This is a genomic window from Streptomyces sp. NPDC021562, from assembly GCF_040640875.1.
Classification (GTDB): Bacteria; Actinomycetota; Actinomycetes; order Streptomycetales; family Streptomycetaceae; genus Streptomyces.
In genome coordinates this window covers 126249-151337 of the sequence record NZ_JBFACN010000018.1, presented here as the reverse complement: position 1 = coordinate 151337, position 25089 = coordinate 126249, and the positions used below count along the sequence as shown (strand labels likewise).

Genomic DNA, 25089 nt, shown 5'->3' with positions numbered 1-25089 from the left:
CCTTGTCCTCCGGCGACGTAGTGTGCTCTGGTGGGAGCGACGGCATGATCGGAAGGGGTGCGGGGTGGAGTCCACGGCCGGTACCGGGCGGTTGCTGGCCATCAGCGACCTGCACATCTCGTACCCGGAGAACCGCGAACTCGTCCGGCGGATGCGTCCGGAGACGGACCAGGACTGGCTGATCGTCGCCGGTGACATCGCGGAGACCGTCGCCGACATCCGCTGGACGCTGGAGACCCTCGCGGGCCGCTTCCGCAAGGTGCTGTGGGCCCCCGGCAACCACGACCTGTGGACCCATCCCACGGATCCGGTCACGCTGCGCGGCGTCGCCCGCTACGAGCACCTCGTCGAGCTCTGCCGGGAACTGGGCGTGGTCACCCCCGAGGATCCCTATCCGGTCTGGGAGGGCGAGGGCGGCCCGGCCGTCGTGGCCCCGCTGTTCCTGCTGTACGACTACTCCTTCCTGCCGGCGGGCTGCGCCACCAAGGAGGAAGGCCTCGCCTACGCGCACGGCACCGGCATCGTCTGCAACGACGAGTACCTGCTGCACCCCGACCCCTACCCGACCCGCGAGGACTGGTGCCGGGCCCGGGTCGAGGCCACCGAGCGCCGGCTCGCCGACCTGCCGCAGGACCTGCCGACCGTGCTGGCGGGCCACTACCCGCTGGACCGGCACCCCACGGACGTGCTCTGGCACCCCGAGTTCGCCATGTGGTGCGGCACCACCCGCACCGCCGACTGGCACCGCCGGTTCCGCGTCGCGACCATGGTCTACGGTCATCTGCACATCCCCCGGACCACCTGGCTGGACGGGGTCCGCTTCGAAGAGGTCTCCGTGGGATATCCCCGCGAGTGGCGCAAGCGCTCCCGGCCCCCGGGCGAGCTGCGTCGCATTCTGCCGATGGAGGTCGGAACCGGTGATCGAGGAGCTGCTCCCGGAGTCGGTGGTGGCCGTGGAGATGCTCGGTGACGACGCGATCCGCGAAGCCCCCCTCTATCCCGAGGAGGCGGCGCTCGTCGCGCGTGCCGTGCCCAAACGGCGCCGTGAGTTCTCCGCCGTGCGCGCCTGCGCCCGGCGCGCCATGGAGAAGCTGGGGGTCCCGCCGCAGCCCGTCCTGAGCGGCGAACGCGGCGCCCCGCGCTGGCCCGACGGGCTGCTCGGCAGCATGACCCACTGCGAGGGCTACTGCGCCGCCGCCCTGGTCCGCGCCACCGACCTGGTCTCCCTGGGCATCGACGCCGAACCGCACGCCCCGCTGCCCGAAGGGGTCGCCGACGCCGTGCTGCTGCCCGCCGAGCAGCAGCGCCTGGACCGGCTCGCCGCCGCGCGTCCCGACGTGCACTGGGACCGGCTGCTGTTCAGCGCCAAGGAGTCCGTCTACAAGGCGTGGTTCCCCCTCACCGGCAAGTGGCTGGACTTCGCCGAGGCCGACATAGAACTCGTCCCGGAGCCCGGAGGGCGGGCGCACGGCACCCTGCGCGCCCGCCTCCTGGTCCCCGGGCCGGAGGTGGGCGGACAGCGGCTGGGATTCTTCGAGGGCCGCTGGAGCGTGGCGCACTCCATGCTGACCTCGGCCGTGGTCGTACCGCACGCCTGAGCGGCCGGTGCCCCGTCGGCTCAGGTGGGCGGGCACCAGTCGTGCAGCAGCCGGAAGAACTCCTCCTCGTTGCCCCTGAGTCCGGCGTCCGCCAGGGCCGCCTCGGCCTCGGCGAGCACTGCGGGCGGGACCACGAAGGGGCGGGCGCCGTCGGGCGGTCCGTCGAAGGCCGCGCGGACGGTGTGGAGAAGCCGCAGATAGGCCTGGACGGCGGTGCGCTCGCGGTCGGTCAGTACGGCGGTGGGCATCGGTCGGTCTCCCCGTCGGTCGTCGCGGTCGCACGCCCTGAGGGCGCGGGCGCACCGTCGGTGCGGTGCGCATCCCCCAGCTTGCCGTCCGCCACTGACAACGGGGTCCGGCCACACTCCGGTTCGCCCGCTCAGCGGACGCGCGGCAGTCCCCGGCCGGGAGCCGAGCGGGCAGCGTCAGCGCCGTGACTAGGGCCGCTTGACGCTCTCCAGGAGCATGTCCAGCCACTCCGCGACCTTGTCCCGGTGCTGGTCGGTGGGCAACTGGGCGGCCCGCCAGGCGATGCCCCGCACCCCGTGGTCCTGGAGCAGCCGTTCCAGCGGGTCCTCCTCGGCGGGCGCGGCCGCGGCCCGCTCCCGGTCGGCCAGCTGCTGCAGCAACTCCTGCTCGACGCGCTGGAGGGCGCCCGCGAGGGCCTCGGAGTCCTCGGCGGTGAGGAATCCGGCGTGCACGCGGAAGAAGCGCTGGAGGGCGTCGCAGTGCTCCATGGTCGGCCGCCGGTCGCCGTTGAGCAGGGCGCCGGCCTGCTGGCGGGACATGCCCGCGCCGTCCGCGATCTCCTGCTGGGTGTGCTTGCGCCCGTTGGGCTTGAGCCGGGTGCGGCGCAGCAGGTCGAGGCGTTGCAGGAAGCGTTCCTGGACGTCCGGCTCGTCGCCCGCGGGCCGGCCGTTCAACAGCGCCCGCACCACGGGCTCGGGCACGCCGCTGGCGTACGAGAGCCGGCCGACGTCGAAGACCTCGGGGTGCGCCACGCCGAGCCGGTCGGCCAGCGCGGTGACGCGGGCGACGACGGCCGGCAGCTGGGCGGTCGCCGTGGCGCCCGGATCCTGGTAGCCATCCGTCACCGACAGAACTCCTGTGTCTCTCAGGGGAATCAGGGGTTTCTCACAAGCGGTCGCCGTGGACGCACCGGCGTGGAACCTCCCGGAGATTAGCGGTTCGTTCGAACTCACATCCAGGTCCCGCCACAACTGTGGCCAATTTCGGCCGTCGACAGGCATGAAATGCCACGATAGTTGACATGACTCCAGGTGGGGCAGCAGGATCACATCGCCGCGAGAAGGCCGCATAGGCAAGAGGGGTGACCTCCCGATGGCATATCAGGCAGGTGGGCGGCGACCGGCGCCGCGGCCCGTCCCCGCAAGTCCTGAGGGCCAGGCGTATCTCCAGGACTACGCGCTGCTGCTGGACGCGCTGCCGTTCCCTTCCCTCGTGGTGGATCACCGCTGGGACGTGGTGCTCGCCAACGGCGCGTTCGAGACACTTTTCCAGGCGGTCGCCCCGCATCCCACGGCCATGCCGGGGGACAACTTCCTGCGCTTCGTGCTGTTCCACCCCGACGCCGGCGCGGTGCTCGGCGGTCACGAGGCGGGCTGGTGCCTGCCGATGCTGGCGCAGTTCAAGACCGCTCTGGAGCGGTACGCGCACGACCACGAACTCCAGTCGCTCCGGCGGGAGATCGCCCAGGACCCGATCATGGAGGCAGCCTTCCGGCAGGGGCTGCCGCACTGGTTGCGCGCGGTCGGCGAGGAGGGCGCCCGGCTCGACGGCGCGGTCCGCCCGCTGTGGCACCCGGACCCGCTGCTGGGCGCCACCGAGTGCCGGGTGGTCGGCGAGACCTCCGAGACCCTCCTCGACATGGGCTACGCGCGTTACACCCTGGTGTTGCGCGCCACCCCCCGCCCCGTCACCGCCCCGCGCCGCTCGCGCCGAGCCGGTGGCCTGGGCCCCCATCTGAGCGTCGTCCCGGCCCCCGAAGGCTGACCCGGCACCGCCGGCGTTCAGGTCGCCGACGGCGCCGGGCCGGACACCCGTCCTTCACACCACGGCCCCCACCAGCCGTCCGTCGCCCCTCACCGCCTGTCCACGGCCAGCACCAGGGGCACGCCCCGGCAGGGTGTCAGGCGCAGTCGGCCGACGACGTCCGGCCGGCCGGTCGTCAGTACGCTCGCGAAGTCCGGGCCCTTGGCCAGTGCGCCGGCCAGCTGCCCCGGGTCCGTCGAAGCCGCCACCCGCCCGCGGGCGTTGACCAGCCGGGCCGGCCCGGGCAGCTCCCGCAGCAGGGGCAGCGCGGCCGCCTCGAAGTGCCGTAGGTACACGTCGGCCGCGGCCACCCCGAGGAAGCGGCCCGCCACCTCGACCGGCGCCGACAGCGTCAGGCTGTACTCGTCCGAGCAGAGGTAGTCGACGTACGGCCCGGCCACCGCCCGCCGCCCGGTGTCCCGGGGCAGGGCGAACCAGTCCCAGTGCGTGTAGTCCGAGTACGCCGAGGTCCGGGGATCGAGGTCGAGGAGCAGCGGCCGTACGTCCCCGTCGGCGTCGCTCTGCCACCACTCCAGCCAGGCCGGCACGTCGGCCAGCATGCCGGGCGCCGCCACGAAACCGACGCCGGACACCAACTCCTGCCGGGACAGCCGAAGATGGAGTCCGGGGCGGAGCGCGGCCAGGTCCGCGGTCACGGGCCGGCGGCCCTGTGCGATCACCCGTGCCAGCAGGGCCGCGGTGTCCGCGCGGGTCTGGGCCACGGCGTCGAACACCGCTTCCAGAGCGCCGCCGACCCGCGCGGCCACGTCCTTCTCGGCCGCGTCCTCCCCGGCCGCGTAGTCCCCGGCCGTGCACGTCGCGGCCGCGTCTTCCGCGGCGGCGTCCAGCGTGCCGGCCGCCGGACCGCAGGGGGCGGTGCTGCGGCGCATGATGCCCTCCCGCGGACGGGGGAGCGGGCACGGCGCCTACCGGGCCAGACGCAGCGCGATGAGCCGTGCCGTCGTGTCCCGTACGCACCGCTCGGCCAGCTCCCTGGCCGATGTGTGCGCCCCATCCTGCACGGCCGAGATCACGTCGCGGTGACGGTCCGCCACCTCTTCACGATATTCGTCGTCGCCGAGCACAAGGCACAGCAACGCCCCGACCTCCGTCTGGAGCGCGACCTGCTCCCGGGTCAGCCGGGCCGACTGGGCGGCGGCCGCCAGCTCGACGTGGAAGCGGCCGTACAGCCGGCCACGGGTCGGCGCATCCGGTACTCTGCCCAACTCCAAGACGGTGCGCCGCAGTTGCTCCAGGTCGTGATCCTCGGTGCGCTCGGCGGCGAGGTACCCGGCGGTGCCCGAGAGGGCCGCCCAGTGGTCGCCGAGGTCGCGCAGTTCCTCGGTGCTCCAGCCGCGCAGCCGGTCCAGGAGGCGTTCCGGGTCGGGCGTCTCGGGGGAGGACACGAAGCTCCCGCCGCCACGCCCCCGCCGGGTGACGACCAGGCCCTGCTGGCGCAGCGCCATCAGGGCCTCCCGCAGGGTCACCGTGGACACCCCGAGCTGTCCGGCCAGCTCGGTCTCGCCGGGCAGCTGCTCCCCGTCGGCGAGCAGGCCCAGGTCGATGGCGTCGCCTATCCGGCGCACCACGGCATGCACCCGGGCTCCGCCGTCCACGGGGGCGAAGACGGCCTCTCGGGCGCCGCCGGTCCGCTGCTGTCTCACGGCCCACCACCCTATGCGTTGACCCAAGCTTTACCTTGGCGGGGTCTTGAGATTTGAACTATGACTTCATACCTTTCCGTTCGCCAGGGTCAACGCAGGAGGACGGCAGGAAGGTTCCCGCCATGGGGGGCAGCGCGATCCGGTTGCGGGATCTGCGGAAGTCGTTCGGCGCCACCAGCGCCGTCGTCGGCGTCGACCTGGAGATCCGCGACGGCGAGTTCTTCTCGATGCTCGGCCCGTCCGGCTCCGGCAAGACGACCGTCCTCCGCATGATCGCCGGCTTCGAGCCCCCCACCTCCGGAGTGATCGAACTGGCCGGACAGGACGTCACCGGCCGCGCCCCCTTCGAACGGGACGTGCACACGGTCTTCCAGGACTACGCCCTGTTCCCGCACATGACCGTCGAGCAGAACGTCGCCTACTCCCTCAGGGTGCGCGGCGTCCCCAAGGCCGAACGCCTGGTCCGCGCCCGCAAGGCCCTCGCCGAGGTCCGCCTGGACGGCTACGGCGGCCGCCGCCCCGCCCAGCTCTCCGGCGGCCAGCGCCAGCGCGTCGCCCTCGCCCGCGCCCTCGTCGGACGTCCCCGTGTGCTGCTCCTGGACGAGCCCCTCGGCGCCCTGGACCTCAAACTCCGCGAGCAGATGCAGACCGAACTCAAGGCCCTGCAGCGCGAGGTCGGCATCACGTTCGTCTTCGTCACCCACGACCAGGAGGAGGCCCTGACGATGAGCGACCGCGTCGCCGTCTTCCACCAGGGCCGCATCGAGCAGGTCGGCACGCCGGCCGAGATCTACGAACGCCCCGCCACCGCGTTCGTCGCCTCCTTCGTCGGCACCTCCAACCTGCTCACCGGGGACACCGCGCTGCGGGTGCTCGGGGAGAGCGGCACCCACAGCGTCCGGCCCGAGAAGATCCGGGTCCTCGACGAGACCGCCGACCCGGACGAGGAAGGCCACGTCACCGCGCCGGGCACCGTCGCCGACGTGGTCTACCTCGGTGACGCCACCCGCTTCCTGGTCGACCTCGACGGCGGCGGCCGGCTCACCGCGCTCCAGCAGAACCTCGACACCTCCGCCGAGGACGTCGCCGCGTACCGCGGCAGCCGCGTCCGGCTCCGCTGGCAGCGCCGGCACACCGTCCGCGTCCCCGACTGACCCGCCGTCCCCTCACGTCCGGATCCGCCGTCCCCCACGTCTGGAGTACGTCGTGCGCCTCCCCCGTCCCCTCACCTCGGCCGCCGCCGCCGCGCTGCTGCTGGCGGCCACGGCCTGCGGGTCCTCCGGCAACTCCGCCTCCCCGAACGGTTTCGACCCGCCCGACCTCAAGCCGCTCGCCAAGCTCGGCACGTCCGAGGGCGAGGTGAACCTGATCGCCTGGGCCGGCTATGTCGAGGACGGCTCCGACGACCCCAAGGTGGACTGGGTCACCGACTTCGAGAAGCAGACGGGCTGCCAGGTCCACTCCAAGGTCGCGGCCAGCTCCGACGAGATGGTCAAGCTGATGAAGACCGGCGAGTACGACGCCGTCTCCGCCTCCGGCGACGCCTCGCTGCGCCTGATCGCCTCCGGGGACGCGGCCCCGGTCAACACCAGGCTCGTACCGAACTACAAGGACGTCTTCAGCGGTCTGAAGAACGGCGCCTGGAACTCGGTCAAGGGCCAGATGTACGGCATCCCGCACGGCCGCGGCGCCAACCTGCTGATGTACAACACCCGGAAGGTCCGCCCCGCGCCCACGTCCTGGGCCGCGGTCTTCGACGACGCCGGGACGTACAAGGGCCATGTCACCGCCTACGACTCGCCGATCTACATCGCGGACGCGGCCCTGTATCTCAAGGCCACCAAGCCCGAGTTGAAGATCAAGGACCCCTACGCGCTCGACCAGAAGCAGTTCGACGCGGCCGTTGCCCTGCTGAAGAAGCAGAACGCGGACATCGGTGAGTACTGGAGCGACTACCTCAAGGAGATCTCCGCCTTCAAGAGCGGCGACTCGGTGATCGGCACCAGCTGGCAGGTCATCGCCAACCTGGCCGCCGGCGAGGGCGCCGAGGTCAAGGCCTTCGTACCCAAGGAGGGCTCCACCGGGTGGTCCGACACCTGGATGGTCTCCGCCAAGGCCAAGCACCCCGACTGCGCCTACCGGTGGCTGAACTGGATCGTCTCCCCGAAGGTCAACGCCGAGGTCGCCGAGTACTTCGGCGAGGCCCCCGCCAACGCCAAGGCCTGCGACCTGACCAGCGACAGGAACTTCTGCACGACGTACCACGCGGCCGACGAGAGCTACTGGAAGAACATCGCCTTCTGGAACACGCCCATCGAGCAGTGCCTGGACGGCCGCACCGACGTCAGGTGCGTGCCGTACGCCAAGTGGGTGCAGGCCTGGACCGAGATCAAGGGCTGAGCCGTGACCGTGCTCACCCGGACCGCGGGGGCGCTGCACCGGCGCCCCCGGCTCCGCCTCGCGCTGCTGCTGACCGCCCCGCTGCTGTGGCTGGCCGTGCTCTACCTCGGCTCGCTGGCCGTGCTGTTCGTCTCCGCCTTCTGGACGACGGACTCCTTCACCTCGCAGGTCGTCAAGGTCTGGTCGGCCGACAACTTCCACACACTGGTCACCACCCCCGTGTTCCGGCAGGTGGTCCTGCGCAGCGTCGGCGTCGCCCTCGCGGTGACCGCGCTGTGCGCGGTGATCGCTTTCCCCGTCGCCTTCTACACCGCCCGGGTCGCCAGACCCAGCCGGCGCCCGCTCCTCGTGGTCGCCATCCTCACCCCGCTGTGGGCGAGTTACCTGGTCAAGGTGTACGCCTGGCGGCTGATCCTGTCCGAGGGCGGGCTCGCCGACTGGCTGCTGCGGCCGTTCGGGCTGAGCGGCCCCGGCTTCGGCCTGCCGGCCACCGTGGTCGCCCTGACGTACCTGTGGCTGCCGTACATGATCCTGCCGATCCACACCGCCCTGGAGCAGGTGCCCGACAGCCTGCTGGACGCCTCCGCGGACCTGGGCGCCCGCACCGGGCGGACCTTCCGGTCGGTGGTCCTGCCGATGGTGCTGCCGTCCGTCGCCGCCGGGTCGGTGTTCACCTTCTCGCTCAGCCTCGGCGACTACATCACCGTGGGGATCGTCGGCGGCAAGACCCAGCTCATCGGCAACCTCGTCTACGCGAACATCGAACTCAACCTGCCCATGGCCGCCGCGCTCGCCACCGTCCCGGTCGTCGTCATCGTGCTGTACCTGCTGGCGATGCGGCGTACGGGCGCGCTGAGCAGCCTCTGACGACGGGGGACACCTCCCATGCGACTCTCCCGGTCCGCCCGCGCGGCCCTGCGCGTCGCCGCCGCCCTCGGCTTCGCCGTGATCTACGTCCCGCTGCTGCTGGTCCTGGTGAACTCCCTGAGCCCCGACCGCAGCGCGAGCTGGCCGCCGTCCGGTCTGACCACCCGCTGGTGGTCGGCCGCCTGGCACAGCTCCGGGGCCCGCGAGGCGCTGTGGACCTCGGTGCGGGCGGGGCTCGGCGCCACCGCGATCGCCCTGGTGCTCGGCACCCTCGTCGCGTTCGCGGTGGCCCGGTACCGCTTCTTCGGCCGCGACGCCCTCTCCTTCGTGGTCGTCCTGCCGATCGCGCTGCCCGGCATCGTCACCGGGATCGCGCTCAACTCGGCGTTCAGCACGGTTCTCGAGCCGCTCGGCGTGGGACTCGGCCTGTTCACCGTCGTCGTCGGACACGCCACCTTCTGCGTCGTGATCGTCTTCAACAACGTGGTCGCCCGGCTGCGCCGCACCTCCGGCGCCTACGAGGAGGCCGCCGCCGACCTGGGTGCCGACACCTTCCGGGCCTTCGCCGACGTCACCTTCCCGCTGGTGCGCTCGGCGCTGCTGGCCGGCGCGCTGCTCGCCTTCGCGCTCTCCTTCGACGAGATCGTGGTGACGACGTTCACCGCGGGTCCCGGGGTGCAGACCCTGCCGCTGTGGATCTTCGACAACATGACCCGTCCGCAGCAGGCCCCGGTGGTGAACGTGGTGGCCGCGGTGCTGGTCCTGCTGTCCGTCGTACCGGTCCACCTCGCCCAGAGACTGTCGGCGGACACGGCGTCCGGCAGCCGCGTCTGACGCACGCCGTCCGTCCGTCCGTTCCCGTTACGCAAACGGCTTGCGTAAGTTGCGCTACTCTTGCGCTCATGACGCGACGACTTGCGGAAGTGGCCAAGAAGGTCGGGGTCAGCGAGGCCACGGTCAGCCGCGTGCTCAACGGCAAGCCAGGTGTCTCGGAGGCCACCCGCCAGGCGGTGCTCTCCGCCCTGGACGTCCTCGGCTACGAGCGCCCCACCCAGTTGCGCGGTGAGCGCGCCCGTCTCGTCGGTCTGGTCCTGCCCGAGCTCCAGAACCCCATCTTCCCCGCGTTCGCCGAGGTCATCGGCGGCGCACTGGCCCAGCTCGGGCTCACCCCGGTGCTCTGCACCCAGACCAAGGGCGGGGTGTCCGAGGCGGACTACGTGGAACTGCTGCTGCAACAGCAGGTGTCCGGCGTGGTGTTCGCCGGCGGGCTGTACGCCCAGGCCGACGCGCCGCACGACCACTACCGGCAGCTCGCCGACCGCAACATCCCGGTGGTGCTGGTCAACGCGGCCATCGAACACCTCGGGTTCCCCGCCGTGTCCTGCGACGACGCGGTGGCGGTGGAACAGGCCTGGCGCCACCTCGCCTCGCTGGGCCACGAGCGCATCGGTCTCGTCCTCGGGCCGGCCGACCACATCCCGTCGGCCCGCAAGCTGGCCGCCGCGCAGGCCGTGGGGGAGCTGCCGGAGGCGCACGTCGCCCGGGCCATGTTCTCGATCGAGGGCGGCCACGCGGCCGCCACCCGCCTGATCGACCAGGGCGTCACCGGCATCATCTGCGCCAGCGACCCGCTCGCGCTCGGGGCGATCAGGGCGGCCCGCCGCCGGGGCCTGGACGTCCCGTCTCAGGTGTCGGTCGTCGGCTACGACGACTCGGCGTTCATGAACTGCACCGAGCCCCCGCTCACCACCGTCCGGCAGCCGATCGAGGCCATGGGCAGGGCAGCCGTGGAACTGCTGAACGCCCAGGTCAACGGCACCGTCGTCGCACCCGACGAGCTGCTCTTCGAGCCGGAGCTGGTGGTGCGCGGTTCCACCGCGCAAGCGCCCCGTCCCTGAGAACCGGCTGTCTGTCGAATAATTACAGATTACGCGCGACATCTTGCGGAGAGATGGCGCCGGTGCTTGAGTGTGCGGCGCCCACCGGTTCCGGTGCGGCGCCACCGCTCCTGCTCTGGGGGTCCACCGATGTCCAGCACCGGGTACCGTCGTGCTCTCGTCGCGATCGGCGTCTGTTCCTCGCTCGCGCTCTCCGCCGCGGCCTGCGGGTCGGGCGGTGACGACACGGCGAGCGGCAGGACGCGCATCACCGTCAACTGCGAACCGCCGAAGAGCGCCAAGGTCGACCGGTCGTTCTTCGAACAGGACATCGCCGCCTTCGAGAAGCAGCACCCGGACATCGACGTCGTCGCGCACGACGCGTTCCCCTGCCAGGACCCGAAGACCTTCGACGCCAAACTGGCCGGCGGCCAGATGGAGGACGTCTTCTACACCTACTTCACCGACGCCCGGCACGTCGTGGACATCCACCAGGCGGCCGACCTCACGCCGTACCTCAAGGACCTGAAGAGCTACGGCACCATCCAGAAGCAGCTGCGCGACATCTACACCGTCGACGGCAAGGTCTACGGCATCCCGCGCACCGGCTACTCGATGGGCCTGATCTACAACCGCACGCTCTTCCGGCAGGCCGGCCTCGACCCGGACAAGCCGCCCACCACCTGGGACGAGGTCCGCGCCGACGCCAGGAAGATCGCCGCACTCGGCGACGGCACCGTCGGGTACGCCGACTACAGCGCGCAGAACCAGGGCGGCTGGCACTTCACCGCCGAGCTGTACTCCCAGGGCGGCGACGTCGTCTCCGCCGACGGCAGGAAGGCGACCGTCGACACCCCCGAGGGCCACGCGGTCCTCCAGAACCTGCACGACATGCGCTGGACCGACGACTCGATGGGCAGCAAGCAGCTCCTGGTCATCAACGACGTCCAGCAGATGATGGGTTCGGGCAAGCTCGGCATGTACCTCGCCGCCCCGGACAACATCCCGATCCTGGTGAAGGAGAAGGGCGGCAACTACAAGGACCTGGCCCTCGGCCCGATGCCCGGCGGCAAGGGCACGCTCATCGGCGGCGACGGCTACATGTTCAACAAGAAGGACAGCCCGGCCCAGATCCGCGCCGGACTGAAGTGGCTCGACTCCATGTTCCTCACCCCCGGTGACGGCTTCCTCGGCGACTACGCCCGCGCCAGGAAGCACGACGCACCGGTCGGCCTGCCCGAGCCGCGCCTGTTCACCGGCGCCGCCGACGCCAAGGACCAGCAGGTCAAGAAGGCCAACGCCAACGTCCCGGTGCAGAACTACCAGGCGTTCCTGGACGGCAACCGGACCCTCCGTATGAAGATCGAGCCGCCGGACGCCCAGCAGATCTACTCCGTCCTCGACGGCACCGTCTCCGCCGTCCTCACCCAGAAGGACGCCGACATCGACCAGCTCCTCAAGGACGCCGACGACAAGATCGACGGCATCCTGGCCCGGGGCTGACCACGATGACGAAGACGGCCGCACGGCCACCCGCCCCGGCGGCGGTCACCGCCCCACGGATCCCGGCGCCGCCCCCGGCAGGGGACCGGAGGCGGCGCCGCCTCGTCGACCAGGCCCGCGCCTACGGCTTCCTGCTCGGCGGACTGATCTGCTTCGCCCTGTTCTCCTGGTACCCGGCGATCCGCGCGGTCGTGATCTCCTTCCAGAAGTACACCCCGGGCTCGGACCCCGCCTGGGTCGGCACCGCCAACTTCACCCGGGTGCTGCACGACCCCGAGTTCTCCGCGGCCTGGCGCAACACCCTCGCCTTCACGCTGCTGGCCCTGCTGATCGGCTTCGCGATCCCGTTCGTCCTCGCCCTCGTCCTCAACGAACTCCGGCACGCCAGGGCGTTCTTCCGGATCGTCGTCTACCTCCCGGTGATGATCCCGCCGGTGGTCAGCGCCCTGCTGTGGAAGTGGTTCTACGACCCCGGGGCCGGGCTCGCCAACGAGACCCTGCGCTACCTGCACCTGCCCACCTCGAACTGGACCAACGGCACCGGCACCGCGCTCGTCTCCCTGGTGATCGTCGCCACCTGGGCCAACATGGGCGGCACCGTGCTGATCTACCTCGCCGCACTCCAGTCCATCCCCGGCGAACTGTACGAGGCCGCCGAACTCGACGGCGCGAACCTCCTCCAGCGTGTCCGGCACGTGACCGTCCCGGGGACCCGCTTCGTCATCCTGATGCTGATGCTCCTTCAGATCATCGCGACGATGCAGGTGTTCACCGAGCCGTTCGTCATCACCGGGGGCGGCCCGGAGAACGCCACCGTCACCGTGCTCTACCTGATCTACAAGTACGCCTTCCTCTACAACGACTTCGGCGGCGCCTGCGCGCTCAGCGTGATGCTCCTGGTGCTGCTCGGCGTCTTCTCGGCCGGCTACCTGCGCCTGACCCGCTCCGGGGAGGACGGATGAGCCCCACCACCCGCACCCTGATCTCCCCGGCGACCCTGGCCCGCCCGCGCGGGAAGGCCGTCTACTGGAGCGTCTTCACCACCGTCGTCCTGCTCTTCGCGCTCGCCTTCCTGTTCCCCGTGTACTGGATGGTGACCGGCGCGGCGAAATCCCCGGACGAGATCGCCCGGACCCCGCCCACCCTGGTCCCCAGGCACTGGCACCTGTCCGCCTACACCGACGCCTGGGATCTGATGCAGCTCCCGGAACACCTGTGGAACACGGTGGTGCAGGCCGCCGGCGCCTGGGCCTTCCAGCTGGTGTTCTGCACGGCCGCCGCCTACGCCCTGTCCAGGCTGAGACCGGCGTTCGGGAAGGTGATCCTCGGCGGGATCCTGGCCACCCTGATGGTCCCGGCGCAGGCCCTGGTCGTACCCAAGTACCTGACCGTCGCCGACCTCCCCCTCCTCCACACCAGTCTGCTGAACGACCCGCTCGGCATCTGGCTCCCGGCCGTCGCCAACGCCTTCAACCTCTACCTGCTGAAGCGGTTCTTCGCCCAGCTGCCGCGGGACGTCCTGGAGGCCGCCGAGATCGACGGCGCCGGAAAGCTGCGGATCCTGTGGTCGGTCGTGCTGCCGATGTCCCGGCCGGTGCTCGGGGTCGTCTCGATCTTCGCCCTGGTCTCGGTCTGGCAGGACTTCCTGTGGCCGCTGATGGTCTTCTCCGACACCGACAAGCAGCCCATCAGCGTGGCCCTCGTCCAGCTGTCGCAGAACATCCAGCTCACCGTGCTCATCGCCGCGATGGTGATCGCCAGCATCCCGATGGTCGCGCTCTTCCTCGTCTTCCAGCGGCACATCGTCGCCGGGATCAGCGCGGGCGGCACCAAGGGCTGACGCCCTACCTCCGACAGAAAGGCACGCACCGTGGGACAGCCCAGCCATGCCCCGAAGAACCACGAGGACCGCGACGACCGTGACTGGTGGCGTTCCGCCGTCATCTACCAGGTGTACGTCCGCAGCTTCGCGGACGGCGACGGCGACGGCACCGGCGACCTCGCGGGCGTCCGCGCCAAGCTGCCCTACCTCGCCGAACTCGGCGTCGACGCGCTGTGGTTCAGCCCCTGGTACCCGTCCCCGATGAAGGACGGCGGTTACGACGTCGCCGACTACCGGGCCATCGACCCCGCCTTCGGCACCCTCGCCGAGGCGGAGAAACTCATCGCCGAGGCACGGGAGTCGGGCATCCGCACGATCGTCGACATCGTCCCCAACCACGTCTCCGACCAGCACCCCTGGTTCCGGGCCGCGCTGGCCGCCGGACCGGGGAGTCCCGAACGCGAACTGTTCCACTTCCGGCCCGGCCGCGGCCCGGCCGGTGAACTCCCGCCCAACGACTGGCCGTCGCAGTTCGTCGGCTCCACCGAACCGGTGTGGACCCGGCTGCCCGACGGCGAGTGGTACCTGCACCTCTTCACCCCCGAACAACCCGACCTGAACTGGGCCCACCCGGCCGTCCGCCAGGAGCACGAGGACATCCTGCGCTTCTGGTTCGAGCGCGGTGTCGCGGGCGTCCGCATCGACTCGGCGGCCCTGCTCGCCAAGGACCCCGAGCTGCCCGACCTCTCCACCCACCCGCGGCAGCACCCCTTCGTCGACCGCGACGAACTCCACGACGTCTACCGCTCCTGGCGCACGGTCGCCGACGCCTACGACGGGGTCTTCGTCGGCGAGGTCTGGCTCCCCGACGCCGAACGCTTCGCCCGCTACCTGCGCCCCGACGAACTGCACACGGCCTTCAACTTCTCCTTCCTGTCCTGCCCCTGGGACGCGGCCCGGCTGCGCGCGTCGATCGACACCACGCTCGCCGAGCACGCGCCCGTCGGTGCCCCCGCGACCTGGGTGCTGTGCAACCACGACGTGACCCGCACCGTCACCCGCTACGGCCGCGAGGACACCGCCTTCGACTTCGCGGCCAAGGCCTTCGGCACCCCCACGGACCTCGCCCTGGGAACCCGCCGGGCCCGTGCCGCCGCCCTGCTCTCGCTGGCCCTGCCAGGTGCGGTCTACGTCTACCAGGGAGAGGAGCTGGGACTGCCCGAGGCCGAGATCCCGGTGGACCGCATCCAGGATCCGATGCACTTCCGCTCCGGCGGCACCGATCCCGGCCGGGACGGCTGCCGGGTGCCGCTGCCCTGGGCGGGCGGGGAGCCGAACGCGGGCTTCGGCTCCCGCGAGGAGCCGTGGCTGCCGCAGCCGGCCGGCTGGGCGTCGCACGCCGTCGACCGCCAGCAGGACGACCCCGCCTCCATGCTCGCTCTCTACCGCCGTGCCATCGCCCTCCGCCCGCACTTCGGTGACGGCCCGCTGACCTGGCTGCCCGCCCCCGACGGCGTCCTCGCCTTCACCCGTGGCAACGGCGCGACCTGCGTGGTCAACCTCGCCGCGGCCCCCGCCGAACTCCCCGCCCACTCCGAACTCCTGATCGGCAGCGGTCCGCTGGACGACGCCGGCCGGCTGCCGCAGGACACGGCGGTCTGGCTGGCGACCTGAGCCGCCGGTACCGCTCGCGCTGTCCCCGTCCCCCACCCCCCGAAGGGATCAGCACATGCAGCACACCATCGACCAGACTGTCAGGAGCATGCCAGCCGTGGCGGCGGTCGTAGCACTCGCGGCCGGCATGCTCGTCGCCGTCGCGCCCGCCGCCCACGCGGCCGCGGGTGCGAGCCTCCCCTTCACCTCGGTGGAGGCGGAGGCGGCGGCCACCAGCGGTACGAAGATCGGTCCCGACTACACCCAGGGCACCCTCGCCTCCGAGGCCTCCGGCCGCCAGGCCGTGCGGCTCACGTCCGGACAGCGGGTCGAGTTCACCGCACCCCGGGCGTCCAACGCCGTGAACGTCTCCTACAGCGTTCCCGACGGCCAGACCGGCACCCTCAACGTGTACGTCAACGGGGTCAGGCTGGCGCGAACCCTGGCCGTCACCTCGAAGTACTCCTACGTCGACACCGGCTGGATCGCGGGCGCGAAGCAGCACCATTTCTTCGACGACGCCCGGCTGCTGCTGGGCCAGAACATCCAGGCGGGCGACAAGGTCGCCTTCGAGTCCACCGGCACCCAGGTCACCGTCGACGTCGCCGACTTCGAGCAGGTCGCGGCGGCCGCCGCACAGCCCGCCGGTTCGGTCTCCGTGGTCTCCAAGGGCGCCGACCCCAGCGGCAACGGCGACTCCACCCAGGCCTTCCGGGACGCCATCTCCGCCGCCCAGGGCGGCACGGTGTGGATCCCGCCGGGCGACTACCGGCTGACGTCCTCCCTCAGCGGCGTACAGAACGTGACCCTGCAGGGCGCGGGCAGCTGGTACTCGGTCGTGCACACCTCACGGTTCATCGACCAGTCGAGCTCCGCCGGAAACGTCCACATCAAGGACTTCGCGGTGTTCGGTGAGGTCACCGAACGCGTCGACTCCAACCCCGACAACTTCGTCAACGGCTCTCTCGGACCGGACAGTTCGGTCTCCGGCATGTGGATCCAGCACCTCAAGTGCGGGTTCTGGCTGACCGGCAACAACGACAACCTGGTCGTCGAGAACAACCGCGTCCTCGACACCACCGCCGACGGCCTCAACCTCAACGGCAACGCCCACGGCGTCCAGGTCCGCAACAACTTCCTGCGCAACCAGGGCGACGACTCGCTCGCCATGTGGTCGCTGAACTCGCCCGACACCAATTCGAGCTTCGCGAACAACACGATCTCCCAGCCGAACCTCGCCAACGGCATCGCGATCTACGGCGGCACCGACATCTCCGTGAAGAACAACCTGGTCTCCGACACCAACGCCCTGGGCAGCGGCATCGCCATCTCCAACCAGAAGTTCCTCGACCCGTTCAGTCCCCTGGCCGGCACCATCACGGTCGACGGCAACACCCTCGTCCGCACGGGCGCGATGAACCCCAACTGGAACCACCCGATGGGCGCGCTGCGCGTCGACTCCTACGACAGCGCCGTCAACGCGACCGTGAACATCACCAACACCACGATCACCGACAGCCCGTACAGCGCCTTCGAGTTCGTCTCCGGCGGCGGGCAGGGGTACCCGGTCCGGAACGTCACGGTGGCCGGGGCCACCGTCCGCAACACCGGTACGGTGGTGGTCCAGGCCGAGGCCCAGGGCGCCGCGACCTTCCGCGACGTCACGGCCACCGGGGTCGGCGCGGCCGGTGTCTACAACTGCCCGTACCCGGCCGGTTCCGGGTCCTTCGTCCTCACCGACGGCGGTGGCAACTCCGGCTGGCCCGGCACCTGGTCGGACTGCTCGACCTGGCCGGCGCCCGGACAGGGCAACCCCGACCCGGACCCGGCCCGCAACCTCGCCAAGGGCCGCCCCGCGACCGCCACCGGCTCGCAGGACGTCTACACCCCCGGCAAGGCGGTCGACGGCGACGCGAACAGCTACTGGGAGTCGACCAACCACGCCTTCCCGCAGTCACTGACCGTCGACCTCGGCTCCTCCTACGCAGTCCGCCGACTGGTCCTGAAACTCCCCCCGCAGGCCGCCTGGAACGTGCGCACCCAGACCGTCACCGTGCTCGGCAGCACCGACGGCTCGACCTACACGACCGTGGTGGGCGCGACGGGCTACCGCTTCGACCCGGCCACCGGCAACACCGTCACCGTGGCCCTGCCCGGCGGCACCGGCCTGCGCTGGCTGCGGCTGACCGTCAGCGCCAACGACGGCTGGCCGGCCGGGCAGTTCAGTGAGGTGGAGGCCCACCTGACCGCGTGACCGCCGCCACCCCGGGAACCCCGTGCCCGGCCGCCCGGACCTGCTCGCACCCAGGGGTCCGCCGTGCGGCCGAGCGCGGGGACCCGCTCTCGGGCCGTGGTGTCACAGGTCGAGCACCAGGCGCTCCCCACGACACCGCGAGACACAGATCAGCATGGTCTCCCCGGCCGCCCGCTCCTGCTCGGTGAGCACCGAGTCCCGGTGCTCCGGGGTGCCCTCGAGGACATCCGTCTCACAGGTGCCGCAGGTGCCCTCGGTGCAGGAGAAGAGCACCTCGACGCCGGCGGCCCGGACGGTGTCCAGCACCGAAACGCCGGGCACGACGGTGAGGCTGCGACCGCTCCGCGCGAGGACGACCTCGAACTCCCGCTCCGCACCCGCCTCCTGCACCTTCGGCCGGAACCGCTCGACGCGCAGGGCACCGGCCGGGCAGCGCTCCTCCACCGCGTCCAGCAACGGCCCGGGACCGCAGCAGTACACGAGGGTGTCCTCCGGGACGTCGTCGAGCACCGCGCCGAGGTCCAGCAGCCCGGTCTCGTCCTGCGGGGCGACGGTGACCCGGGTGTCGCCGTACCGGGCCAACTCCCCGGTGAAGGCCATCGACCGGCGTGTCCGGCCGCCGTACAGCAGCGTCCACTCGGCGCCCGCGGCCTCGGCGGCGGCCAGCATCGGCAGGATCGGGGTGATGCCGATGCCCCCCGCGACGAACCGGTAGCGGGACGCCGGCTCCAGCCGGAAGTGGTTGCGGGGCCCGCGCACCCGCACCTTGTCGCCGACGCACAACCGCTCGTGGACGAAGGCGGATCCACCCCGCCCGTCCGGTTCCCGCAGGACCGCGATCCGCCACCCGGTACGGTCGCCCGGATCCCCGCAGAGCGAGAACTGCCGCTCCAGGTCCGGTCCGAGCACCACGTCGAGATGGGCTCCCGGCTCCCAGCCGGGAAGGTCCTCGCCGGCCGGGTGCCGAAGGGTGAGGGCGACGACACCGTCCGCCGCCGACGCCCTCTCGGTGACGACGAGTTCGGCTTCGTACAGGCTCATGCGGTGCGCTCCGGGGGCTGGTGTCCTTCGGGGTGGCCGAGCATCCACTCCCACATCTCGACCGGGTCCTGGGCGGTGTGCTCGGCCCCGCAGTGACAGGTGCCGTGCAGCACGTCGGTGCCCGGCAGCCAGTCGATGCGGTAGACCTCACCGGTCGGCGTGCTCACAGGACCTTCTCCACGGGCTTGTCGCCCTCCTCGACCAGCCGGGCGAGGATACGGCGGGCGGCGAGGCCGCCGGTGTCGATGTTGATGCTCAGCTCCTGGTAGCCGGCGCGCTCCGAACCCAGTGTCCGCTGCAGGAGGTTGAGGGCGTCCACGTCCTGCATGACCACCGTGTGGTTGTTGCCGCGCAGGAACTCGGTGACCTCGGCGTCGTCGGTCGCCCAGTCCCGGGAGACCATCCAGAAGTCGTACACCTTGCCCTCCGCGGACGGGGTGATCGCATAGGTGATCTCGGTGTGGAAGCCGTTCGGGTCGCTGCCGTCGGCCTCCGGCACCACGCCGACCGGCGCGATCCGGCTGTGCAGCAGGTACAGGCACGGCGCGTGGTACTCGATGTCCTGCCAGCGCGTGATCCGGCCCTCGATCCCGGTCGAACGGGCGTAGAACGGCGGGCACTCGGCGTCGTCCATGTGCCGGCTGACCCGTACGATCCCGGCCCCCTCGTCGACCTCCGTGGTGATCGGCGTCTCGGCGACCTCGGGGGTGCCGATGTAACCGCCGTGCAGATAGGTCTCGTGGGAGAGGTCGAGGAGGTTGTCGACCAGCAGGCCGTAGTCGGCGTCGATGGGCTCCATGCCGCGGACGGTCGTCCAGCCGGGGGAGTCGAGGTGACGGGCGCGCGGGACGGCGGCCGCGTCGGCGAGCTGGGGGTCGCCGATCCACACCCACACCAGCGAGTCCTGCTCGACCACCGGGTAGGAGGCGACCCGGGCGGTGCGCGGGACGCGCTTCTGCCCCGGCACGTACACGCACGCGCCGGTCCGGTCGTAGGTGAACCCGTGGTACCCGCACACGATCCGGTCACCGTCGAGTCCGCTCTCCGACAGCGGGTAACGCCGGTGCACACAGCGGTCGCTGAGGGCGACCGGCGCGCCGTCCTCCTCGGCGCGGTAGAACACGAGCGGCTCCCCGAGGATCGTCCGCCCGAACAACTCCCGTCCGACCTCGTGACTGTAGGCGGCGACGTACCACTGGTTCCTGGCGAAGGCGGTCATGTGAGGCATGGGGTTTCCGTCCCTGTCGGCGGGGCGTCGTCGCCCCGCGTGCCGTGGTTGGAATCAGGGTCGTGAGGCCTGCGCCGGCTCGGCAAGGCGGCTTCTGTCAGGCGGAAGGACTTCTGTGAAGAGGCTGGTCAGAGCCTTGTTCTGGAAGCCCCCAGCCGCCAGGGCCGAGTGCCGCGTGGTACGGCCGAATCCTGGGGGGCCACCGAGGTGCGGCCGGCACCCTGGCGGTCGCCGCCTCGGGCATGGCCCACCCGGACGCGGACGAGAGGTTCACCCGACCCGGGCGTGGTGGCTCGAACCAGCGAGCCGCATCGCCTCCGGGGCCACCGCAGCGGTCGTACTGAAGGCGCTTCACGAGGCGTATTCGTTCGAGATCTCGGTGGCGTAGTTCTTCCAGAGCGGTTGCATCGTCTCGGCGTTGACCGGCTGCCCGGACTCGATCACGGCCTTGAAGTCGCGGAAGTACTGCACATACAGGTCCGGCGTGAAGGTGTTCAGCATGACCGCGTTCTCGTCGCCGACATTGGCGAACGTGTGCGGCGCCCCGGTCGGCACGATGACCCAGGTGCCCGGCCCGGCGTCGTACTGCTCCTCGCCGACGGTGAACCGGAAAGTTCCCGCCAGCACGTAGAAGCCCTCGTCATGCTGGGCGTGGCGATGCTGCAACGGGCTCGGGGTGCCTGGCGGAATGGTGACCTCGGCGAACCCCAGCCGGTGGTCGGTGTGCTCGCCGTTCTCCAGGATGCGGATCTGCTGTGCCCCGCTGCCGAGGATCTCGCCCTCACCAGGGCGGACGATGTTCACCTTCGCCATGACGTCTCCTCCTGCTGTTGCCTGCCGTGGTCACCACCATCCTTCTCCGGGCCGGCTGTGCGTGTCTTGGTCGTCTGTGCACGGTTGTTGGTTACCAGTGCGCGGGCGTTGTAGCCGTACGTCGCCTTGAAGAGCTTGCTGAAATGAGTGGGATCGGAGAATCCCCACCGGGCGGCCACGGCGGTGACAGTACGTCCGCTTCCGGTCAGCTCGGCTCGGCAGCGCTCCAGGCGGCGACGGCGGATCAGGGCCGCGACGGTGAGCGGCTGGTCCTCGAACAGCTTGTGCAGCCGGCGTACGGACATGTGGTGGGCGGCGGCGATTTTGGGCGGGGACAGATCGGGATCGGCCAGCCGGGCCTCGATGTAGCCGGTGATCCGGTCCCGCAGCCACTCGTCCGGGGCCGGTTGTTCGTCGCCGAGCCGGGCCTCCAGTGCGACCGCGATCAGCTCGACGACGGCCGCCGCCGACCGCTTCGCCTCCGCCTCGCGGAACCCGGTCGCCGACCGCGCCGACTCCCGGGCCAGCACGGAGACGAGAGCGCCCGGGCCGTGGCTGCCGTCGATGCGTACGCCGACGAGCCGGTCGATCCCCGCCGGCCGGATCCGTAGCTCCCGGCGCGGAACCAGGATGGTGACGTGCGCAGCGGCGGTGCTCTCGAACCGGAGCGTACGCGTGGGATCGAGCAGCACCAGGTCGGTCGGCCCGAGTTCGGCGTCGCCGCGCCCTTGCTCGATCCGCGTCCGGCCCCAGGTCATCACCTTGACCGCCAGCTTCTCGCCGTCGGAGGCGTCGCGCTCCCGCCCGATGCAGGCGCTCTCTGGCGTGTCGAGGGAGACCAGCCGCAGCGGCCCGAGGTCGCGGGTGGCGATCCGGCCCCGGAAACCGGCCCCGGCCAGCTTGTTGACCAGCGGGGGAAACCCACTGGCGGCCAACTCGTTTTGGAACGTCTCAAGGTTGCCGATCACCGGTCAACGTTAACGGCGACACTTCTGCTCGCGGTCAAGTCCCGGACGGGGTTCGCTCCCTGGCCCGCTCAGGTGACAATCCGGCAGGGAAGCCTGCTCAGCCCGTGCAGGGTGTTGTTGACGATGAACTCCGGCTTGCCGATCTCGAACCGGCGCACCCGTGCCAGCAGCGCTGTGAGGAGGGCGTGCGCCTCCAGCTTGGCCAGGTTCTGGCCGACACAGGCGTGGATGCCTACGCCGAAGGTCAGGTGATCGGCAGGCTTCCTCATGATGTCGAAGCGCTCCGGGTCGCCCCACTTGCGTTCGTCGCGGTTGGCGGAGGCGTACATGACGGCGACACGGTCGCCCGCGGGGATGGTGACGTCTTCGCACTCCCAATCACTGGTGGTCACCCTGCTGAATACGGTGACCGGAGACGCGATGCGCAGAACCTCGAGGTAGGCGGCGGGCACCAGGGACGGGTCGGCCCGCAGCGCGTCCCACTGGTCGGGGTGTTCGGCGAACAGCCGGACGGCGGCCGCCAAGGAGAGGATCGTGGTGTCCATTCCCGTGGCGAGGAACGCCATCATGAGGGTGACCGCGGCGGCCTCGTCGATCTCGCCGGCGTCGACCGCCTCCCAGACGCGGGCGCCGAGACCGCCTTCGGCAAGCCGGTCCCTGGCGGCAGTGGTGGTGACGTAGTGCAGCAGTGCCTGCTGCTGTCGCATCGCGGCAGGTGTCCGCTCCCCCACGGGACCCAGACCCTCAAAGGTGGAAGCGCCGAACTCGAGGAGCTGGTCGCGGCCTTCCTCGGGAAGACCGATGAGATCGGCGACGAACCGCGGAGTGAAGGCCTCTGCGAGGTCGGACACCGCGTCGAACTCCGCACCGGCCGCCAAGCGGTCGACGATTTCTTCCGCCGCAGCCGTGACCGAGGGACCGAGGTCCCGCAGCGCCCGGGGCATCAGCATGCGGGAGAGGATGACGCGCAGGGTGGTGTGGTGAGGCGGGTCGGATGCCAGCACGCCGCCGGCCATGAGCTCGTTCATCCCGGCCGCGAAGCCCACTCCGGACGCGGAGCTGAACGTCTCGTAGTCACGCAACGCGGCGCTGACCTGCTCGTAGCGGGGCAACGCCCACGCGTCGAACCGGCTGAGCCGGACCACCGGTCCCGCGTCCCGCAGGCGCGAATACACCGGATAGGGATCGAGAAGTGTGTCCGTGGCGAAAAGGTCGACGTCGCTTGAGGGCAGGGTCGTGGAGGACATCATTGGCTCCAAGGTCGAGGCCGCCGGGTCAGCCGACGCGGCTGTCACGGTGCGCATCCGCTGTGAGTGCCGTGCTCTGTCGAGAAGTCCGCGTCATCCTGGGTTCGTGCGGTCAACCGTCCCGTCGTCGCACCGGCCGCTCCCGCTGGCCTGGCGGCAGGAAAACACCGGCCGACGTGCCCATGACGCTCGCTGTTCCCTCGATGATGCCCATCGGCACGGTCCGGGGTCCAACACCGAATCGCGCACGCAATGATCGAAGAATTCGATCCGCCCCTCGGGACGCACCGGTGCTGATCAATCGTCATCTTCGATGGCTGTGTGCCGGCATCAGTGTTGGACTTCACGGCCCGCTGAGCAGCATCATCAGCGAGGGACAGCAACAACGGACGGTCGGTCCGCGGGATCCGAAGAGAACGGCATCCACCTCGTTCCGAATGGAATCGAGTCCTGCTGCTCCATGACGGGCGAGGGCATCGACCGCTCCGGCGGCCCCGGCCCGGCAGTCTCTCGTCATCCACGACACAGGTGTCGGCGCGGCCCGAGAGCTCCTCAGGCAGGCCCCGCATCGTGCCCGCGCAGCGACCTTCCTGACAAAGGAGCCGCCCACATGGCCATCACCCGTGAACTGCTGATCGACGGCAAAGAGAAGGGTGCGCAATCCGGGCGCACCACGTCCGTCATCAACCCCTCCACCGGACAGATGTACGCCACGGTGGCCGCGGCCGGCGTCGAGGACGTCAGCAGCGCCGTCGACGCCGCCCAAGCCGCGTTCGAGGACTGGGCGAGGCTGGACCCGTTCGCCCGTCGCACGATCTTCGTCAACGCCGCCGACCTGATGGAGCAGCGGCGCGAGCACGTCGTGGACCTGATGGCCGGTGAGGTGGGCGCGACCCGGTTGTGGGCCTCGTTCAACGTGACACTGGCCGCCGCGATGCTACGCGAGGCAGCCGCTCTGATCACCGCCCCGCGGGGCGAAGTGCTCACCACCCAGCACGACGGTGCCCTCAGCCTCGCGGTGCGCGAACCCTTGGGCGTGGTGGCCGCGTTCTCCCCGTGGAACGCCCCCGTCATACTCGGGACCCGGGCGGTTGCCGCCGCTCTTGCCGCCGGTAACACGGTCGTGTTGAAACCGAGCGAAGTGGCTCCTCTGTCCGCCGGACTTCTCCTCGGGGAACTGCTGCGTGATGCCGGACTGCCCGACGGGGTGCTCAACGTGATCACGAACGACCCCGCCGACGCTCCGCACATCGCCGAAGCCCTCATCGGCGATCCGGCTGTACGCGCGGTGAACTTCACCGGCTCGACGCAGGTAGGCCGGATCATCGGCGAGCAGGCCGCTCGCCGTCTCAAGCCCGCGCTCCTGGAACTGGGCGGCAAGAACGCGGTCATCGTCCTGGACGACGCCGACGTCGACTACGCCGTGAACGCCGCCGCCTTCGCGGCTTTCATGAACTCCGGACAGATCTGCATGTCCGCCGACCGGATCCTCGTACACGAGTCGCTCGCCGAGGAGTTCACCACCAAGTTCACGGCCAAGGTCGCCGCACTGCCGTTCGGCGATCCCACCGACCCGGCCACGGTGATCGGCCCGCTGGTCAACACGGACCCCGCCCAGCGGTGCGGACTCTTCGCGGCTCGCCGTATCGCCGCCCTGGTCGAGGACGCGGTCGCCAAGGGCGCCACCGTACTCGTCGGCGGCGAGATCGAGGACGCCGTTCACCCGGCGACCGTCCTGACCGCGGTCCCCGCCCACGCCGACCTGTACGGCACGGAGACGTTCGGGCCGGTCTGCGTCGTCGACGCCTTCGCCACCGACGACGAGGCCGTCGCGATGGCCAACGACACCGACCAGGGGCTGACCGCCGGGATCATCACCGAGAACGGCACGCACGGCCTCCGGGTGGCCCGAAGGCTGCGGACCGGCATCGTCCACATCAACGACCAGTCCGTCGCCGATGATCCCCAGGCGCCGTTCGGTGGTGCCAAGTCCTCCGGCTACGGCCGTTTCGGAGGCCGCTGGGGCATCGAGGCCTTCAGCAACACCCGTTGGATCACTCTGGCCACCCAGCACGCCTCCTACCCCTTCTGAAAGTTCCGGC

At 70.8% G+C, this 25089-nt stretch carries 24 protein-coding genes; 14 read left to right on the top strand and 10 right to left on the bottom strand.

What is annotated here, in order from left to right; translation table 11 throughout:
- Positions 1-64: 64 nt before the first annotated feature.
- Complete coding sequence (locus AB0G52_RS27160) at positions 65-970, top strand: metallophosphoesterase (protein ID WP_361339491.1); 906 nt, start codon at positions 65-67, stop codon at positions 968-970.
- On the top strand, positions 918-1598 hold the full coding sequence (locus tag AB0G52_RS27155) for a 4'-phosphopantetheinyl transferase superfamily protein (protein ID WP_132887158.1): 681 nt from the start codon (positions 918-920) through the stop codon (positions 1596-1598). The genes AB0G52_RS27160 and AB0G52_RS27155 overlap by 53 nt, the downstream gene beginning before the upstream one ends.
- 20 nt (positions 1599-1618) lie before the next feature.
- On the opposite strand, the gene AB0G52_RS27150 is transcribed toward AB0G52_RS27155, so the two are convergent.
- Positions 1619-1846 carry a hypothetical protein gene (locus tag AB0G52_RS27150; RefSeq protein WP_132887159.1) on the bottom strand — a complete coding sequence of 76 codons (228 nt, stop codon included), beginning with the start codon at positions 1844-1846 and terminating at the stop codon, positions 1619-1621.
- Positions 1847-2035: 189 nt separating this feature from the next.
- Positions 2036-2692: a helix-turn-helix transcriptional regulator gene (locus tag AB0G52_RS27145; protein WP_132887160.1), complete on the bottom strand. Its 657-nt coding sequence runs from the start codon at positions 2690-2692 to the stop codon at positions 2036-2038.
- Between the two features lie 247 nt (positions 2693-2939).
- Between AB0G52_RS27145 and AB0G52_RS27140 the strand changes: the two genes are divergently transcribed.
- Positions 2940-3611, top strand: coding sequence for a hypothetical protein (locus tag AB0G52_RS27140; protein ID WP_165939259.1), 672 nt, complete (start codon positions 2940-2942; stop codon positions 3609-3611).
- An 89-nt stretch (positions 3612-3700) separates the two neighbouring features.
- On the opposite strand, the gene AB0G52_RS27135 is transcribed toward AB0G52_RS27140, so the two are convergent.
- Complete coding sequence (locus AB0G52_RS27135) at positions 3701-4540, bottom strand: cache domain-containing protein (protein ID WP_361339486.1); 840 nt, start codon at positions 4538-4540, stop codon at positions 3701-3703.
- Between the two features lie 36 nt (positions 4541-4576).
- Complete coding sequence (locus AB0G52_RS27130) at positions 4577-5314, bottom strand: GntR family transcriptional regulator (RefSeq protein WP_361339483.1); 738 nt, start codon at positions 5312-5314, stop codon at positions 4577-4579.
- A gap of 122 nt (positions 5315-5436) precedes the next feature.
- On the opposite strand from AB0G52_RS27130, the gene AB0G52_RS27125 reads away from it, so the two are divergent.
- The 10 genes from AB0G52_RS27125 to AB0G52_RS27080 all read left to right on the top strand — a co-directional run bounded on the left by AB0G52_RS27125 (position 5437) and on the right by AB0G52_RS27080 (position 17690).
- Complete coding sequence (locus tag AB0G52_RS27125) at positions 5437-6468, top strand: ABC transporter ATP-binding protein (protein WP_132887163.1); 1032 nt, start codon at positions 5437-5439, stop codon at positions 6466-6468.
- Between the two features lie 52 nt (positions 6469-6520).
- A complete protein-coding gene (locus AB0G52_RS27120; protein ID WP_132887164.1) occupies positions 6521-7714 on the top strand; it encodes an ABC transporter substrate-binding protein in 1194 nt (397 codons plus the stop codon).
- A gap of 3 nt (positions 7715-7717) precedes the next feature.
- A complete protein-coding gene (locus tag AB0G52_RS27115; protein WP_132887165.1) occupies positions 7718-8581 on the top strand; it encodes an ABC transporter permease in 864 nt (287 codons plus the stop codon).
- An 18-nt stretch (positions 8582-8599) separates the two neighbouring features.
- Positions 8600-9415: an ABC transporter permease gene (locus tag AB0G52_RS27110; RefSeq protein WP_361339478.1), complete on the top strand. Its 816-nt coding sequence runs from the start codon at positions 8600-8602 to the stop codon at positions 9413-9415.
- Between the two features lie 68 nt (positions 9416-9483).
- Positions 9484-10479: a LacI family DNA-binding transcriptional regulator gene (locus tag AB0G52_RS27105; protein WP_361339474.1), complete on the top strand. Its 996-nt coding sequence runs from the start codon at positions 9484-9486 to the stop codon at positions 10477-10479.
- A 129-nt stretch (positions 10480-10608) separates the two neighbouring features.
- Positions 10609-11961, top strand: coding sequence for an extracellular solute-binding protein (locus AB0G52_RS27100; protein WP_132887167.1), 1353 nt, complete (start codon positions 10609-10611; stop codon positions 11959-11961).
- 5 nt (positions 11962-11966) lie between these two features.
- A complete protein-coding gene (locus AB0G52_RS27095) occupies positions 11967-12923 on the top strand; it encodes a sugar ABC transporter permease (protein ID WP_361339470.1) in 957 nt (318 codons plus the stop codon).
- Positions 12920-13801 carry a carbohydrate ABC transporter permease gene (locus AB0G52_RS27090; protein ID WP_361339467.1) on the top strand — a complete coding sequence of 294 codons (882 nt, stop codon included), beginning with the start codon at positions 12920-12922 and terminating at the stop codon, positions 13799-13801. Before AB0G52_RS27095 ends, AB0G52_RS27090 begins: the two co-directional genes overlap by 4 nt.
- A gap of 30 nt (positions 13802-13831) precedes the next feature.
- A complete protein-coding gene (locus AB0G52_RS27085) occupies positions 13832-15457 on the top strand; it encodes a glycoside hydrolase family 13 protein (RefSeq protein ID WP_361339464.1) in 1626 nt (541 codons plus the stop codon).
- Between the two features lie 55 nt (positions 15458-15512).
- A complete protein-coding gene (locus AB0G52_RS27080) occupies positions 15513-17690 on the top strand; it encodes a discoidin domain-containing protein (RefSeq protein WP_361339461.1) in 2178 nt (725 codons plus the stop codon).
- 102 nt (positions 17691-17792) lie between these two features.
- Here the strand turns inward: AB0G52_RS27080 and AB0G52_RS27075 are convergent, their stop codons facing one another.
- From AB0G52_RS27075 to AB0G52_RS27050, 6 genes are all read right to left on the bottom strand, one after another.
- The gene (locus AB0G52_RS27075; protein WP_361339458.1) at positions 17793-18731 is read right to left on the bottom strand and encodes a PDR/VanB family oxidoreductase; all 939 of its coding nucleotides are present in this window, start codon (positions 18729-18731) and stop codon (positions 17793-17795) included.
- Positions 18728-18898, bottom strand: coding sequence for a hypothetical protein (locus tag AB0G52_RS27070; protein WP_165939260.1), 171 nt, complete (start codon positions 18896-18898; stop codon positions 18728-18730). The genes AB0G52_RS27075 and AB0G52_RS27070 overlap by 4 nt, the downstream gene beginning before the upstream one ends.
- Positions 18895-19959, bottom strand: a complete 1065-nt coding sequence (locus AB0G52_RS27065) for an aromatic ring-hydroxylating dioxygenase subunit alpha (RefSeq protein WP_361339455.1) — start codon at positions 19957-19959, stop codon at positions 18895-18897. The genes AB0G52_RS27070 and AB0G52_RS27065 overlap by 4 nt, the downstream gene beginning before the upstream one ends.
- 351 nt (positions 19960-20310) lie before the next feature.
- Positions 20311-20772, bottom strand: a complete 462-nt coding sequence (locus tag AB0G52_RS27060) for a cupin domain-containing protein (RefSeq protein WP_361339452.1) — start codon at positions 20770-20772, stop codon at positions 20311-20313.
- Positions 20760-21740 carry a helix-turn-helix domain-containing protein gene (locus AB0G52_RS27055; protein ID WP_361339449.1) on the bottom strand — a complete coding sequence of 327 codons (981 nt, stop codon included), beginning with the start codon at positions 21738-21740 and terminating at the stop codon, positions 20760-20762. Before AB0G52_RS27055 ends, AB0G52_RS27060 begins: the two co-directional genes overlap by 13 nt.
- 68 nt (positions 21741-21808) lie before the next feature.
- Positions 21809-22990, bottom strand: a complete 1182-nt coding sequence (locus AB0G52_RS27050; protein WP_361339446.1) for a cytochrome P450 — start codon at positions 22988-22990, stop codon at positions 21809-21811.
- A gap of 607 nt (positions 22991-23597) precedes the next feature.
- Here AB0G52_RS27050 and AB0G52_RS27045 point away from each other — a divergent pair.
- Positions 23598-25079 carry an aldehyde dehydrogenase family protein gene (locus tag AB0G52_RS27045; protein WP_361339444.1) on the top strand — a complete coding sequence of 494 codons (1482 nt, stop codon included), beginning with the start codon at positions 23598-23600 and terminating at the stop codon, positions 25077-25079.
- The last annotated feature ends 10 nt before the right edge of the window (positions 25080-25089 follow it).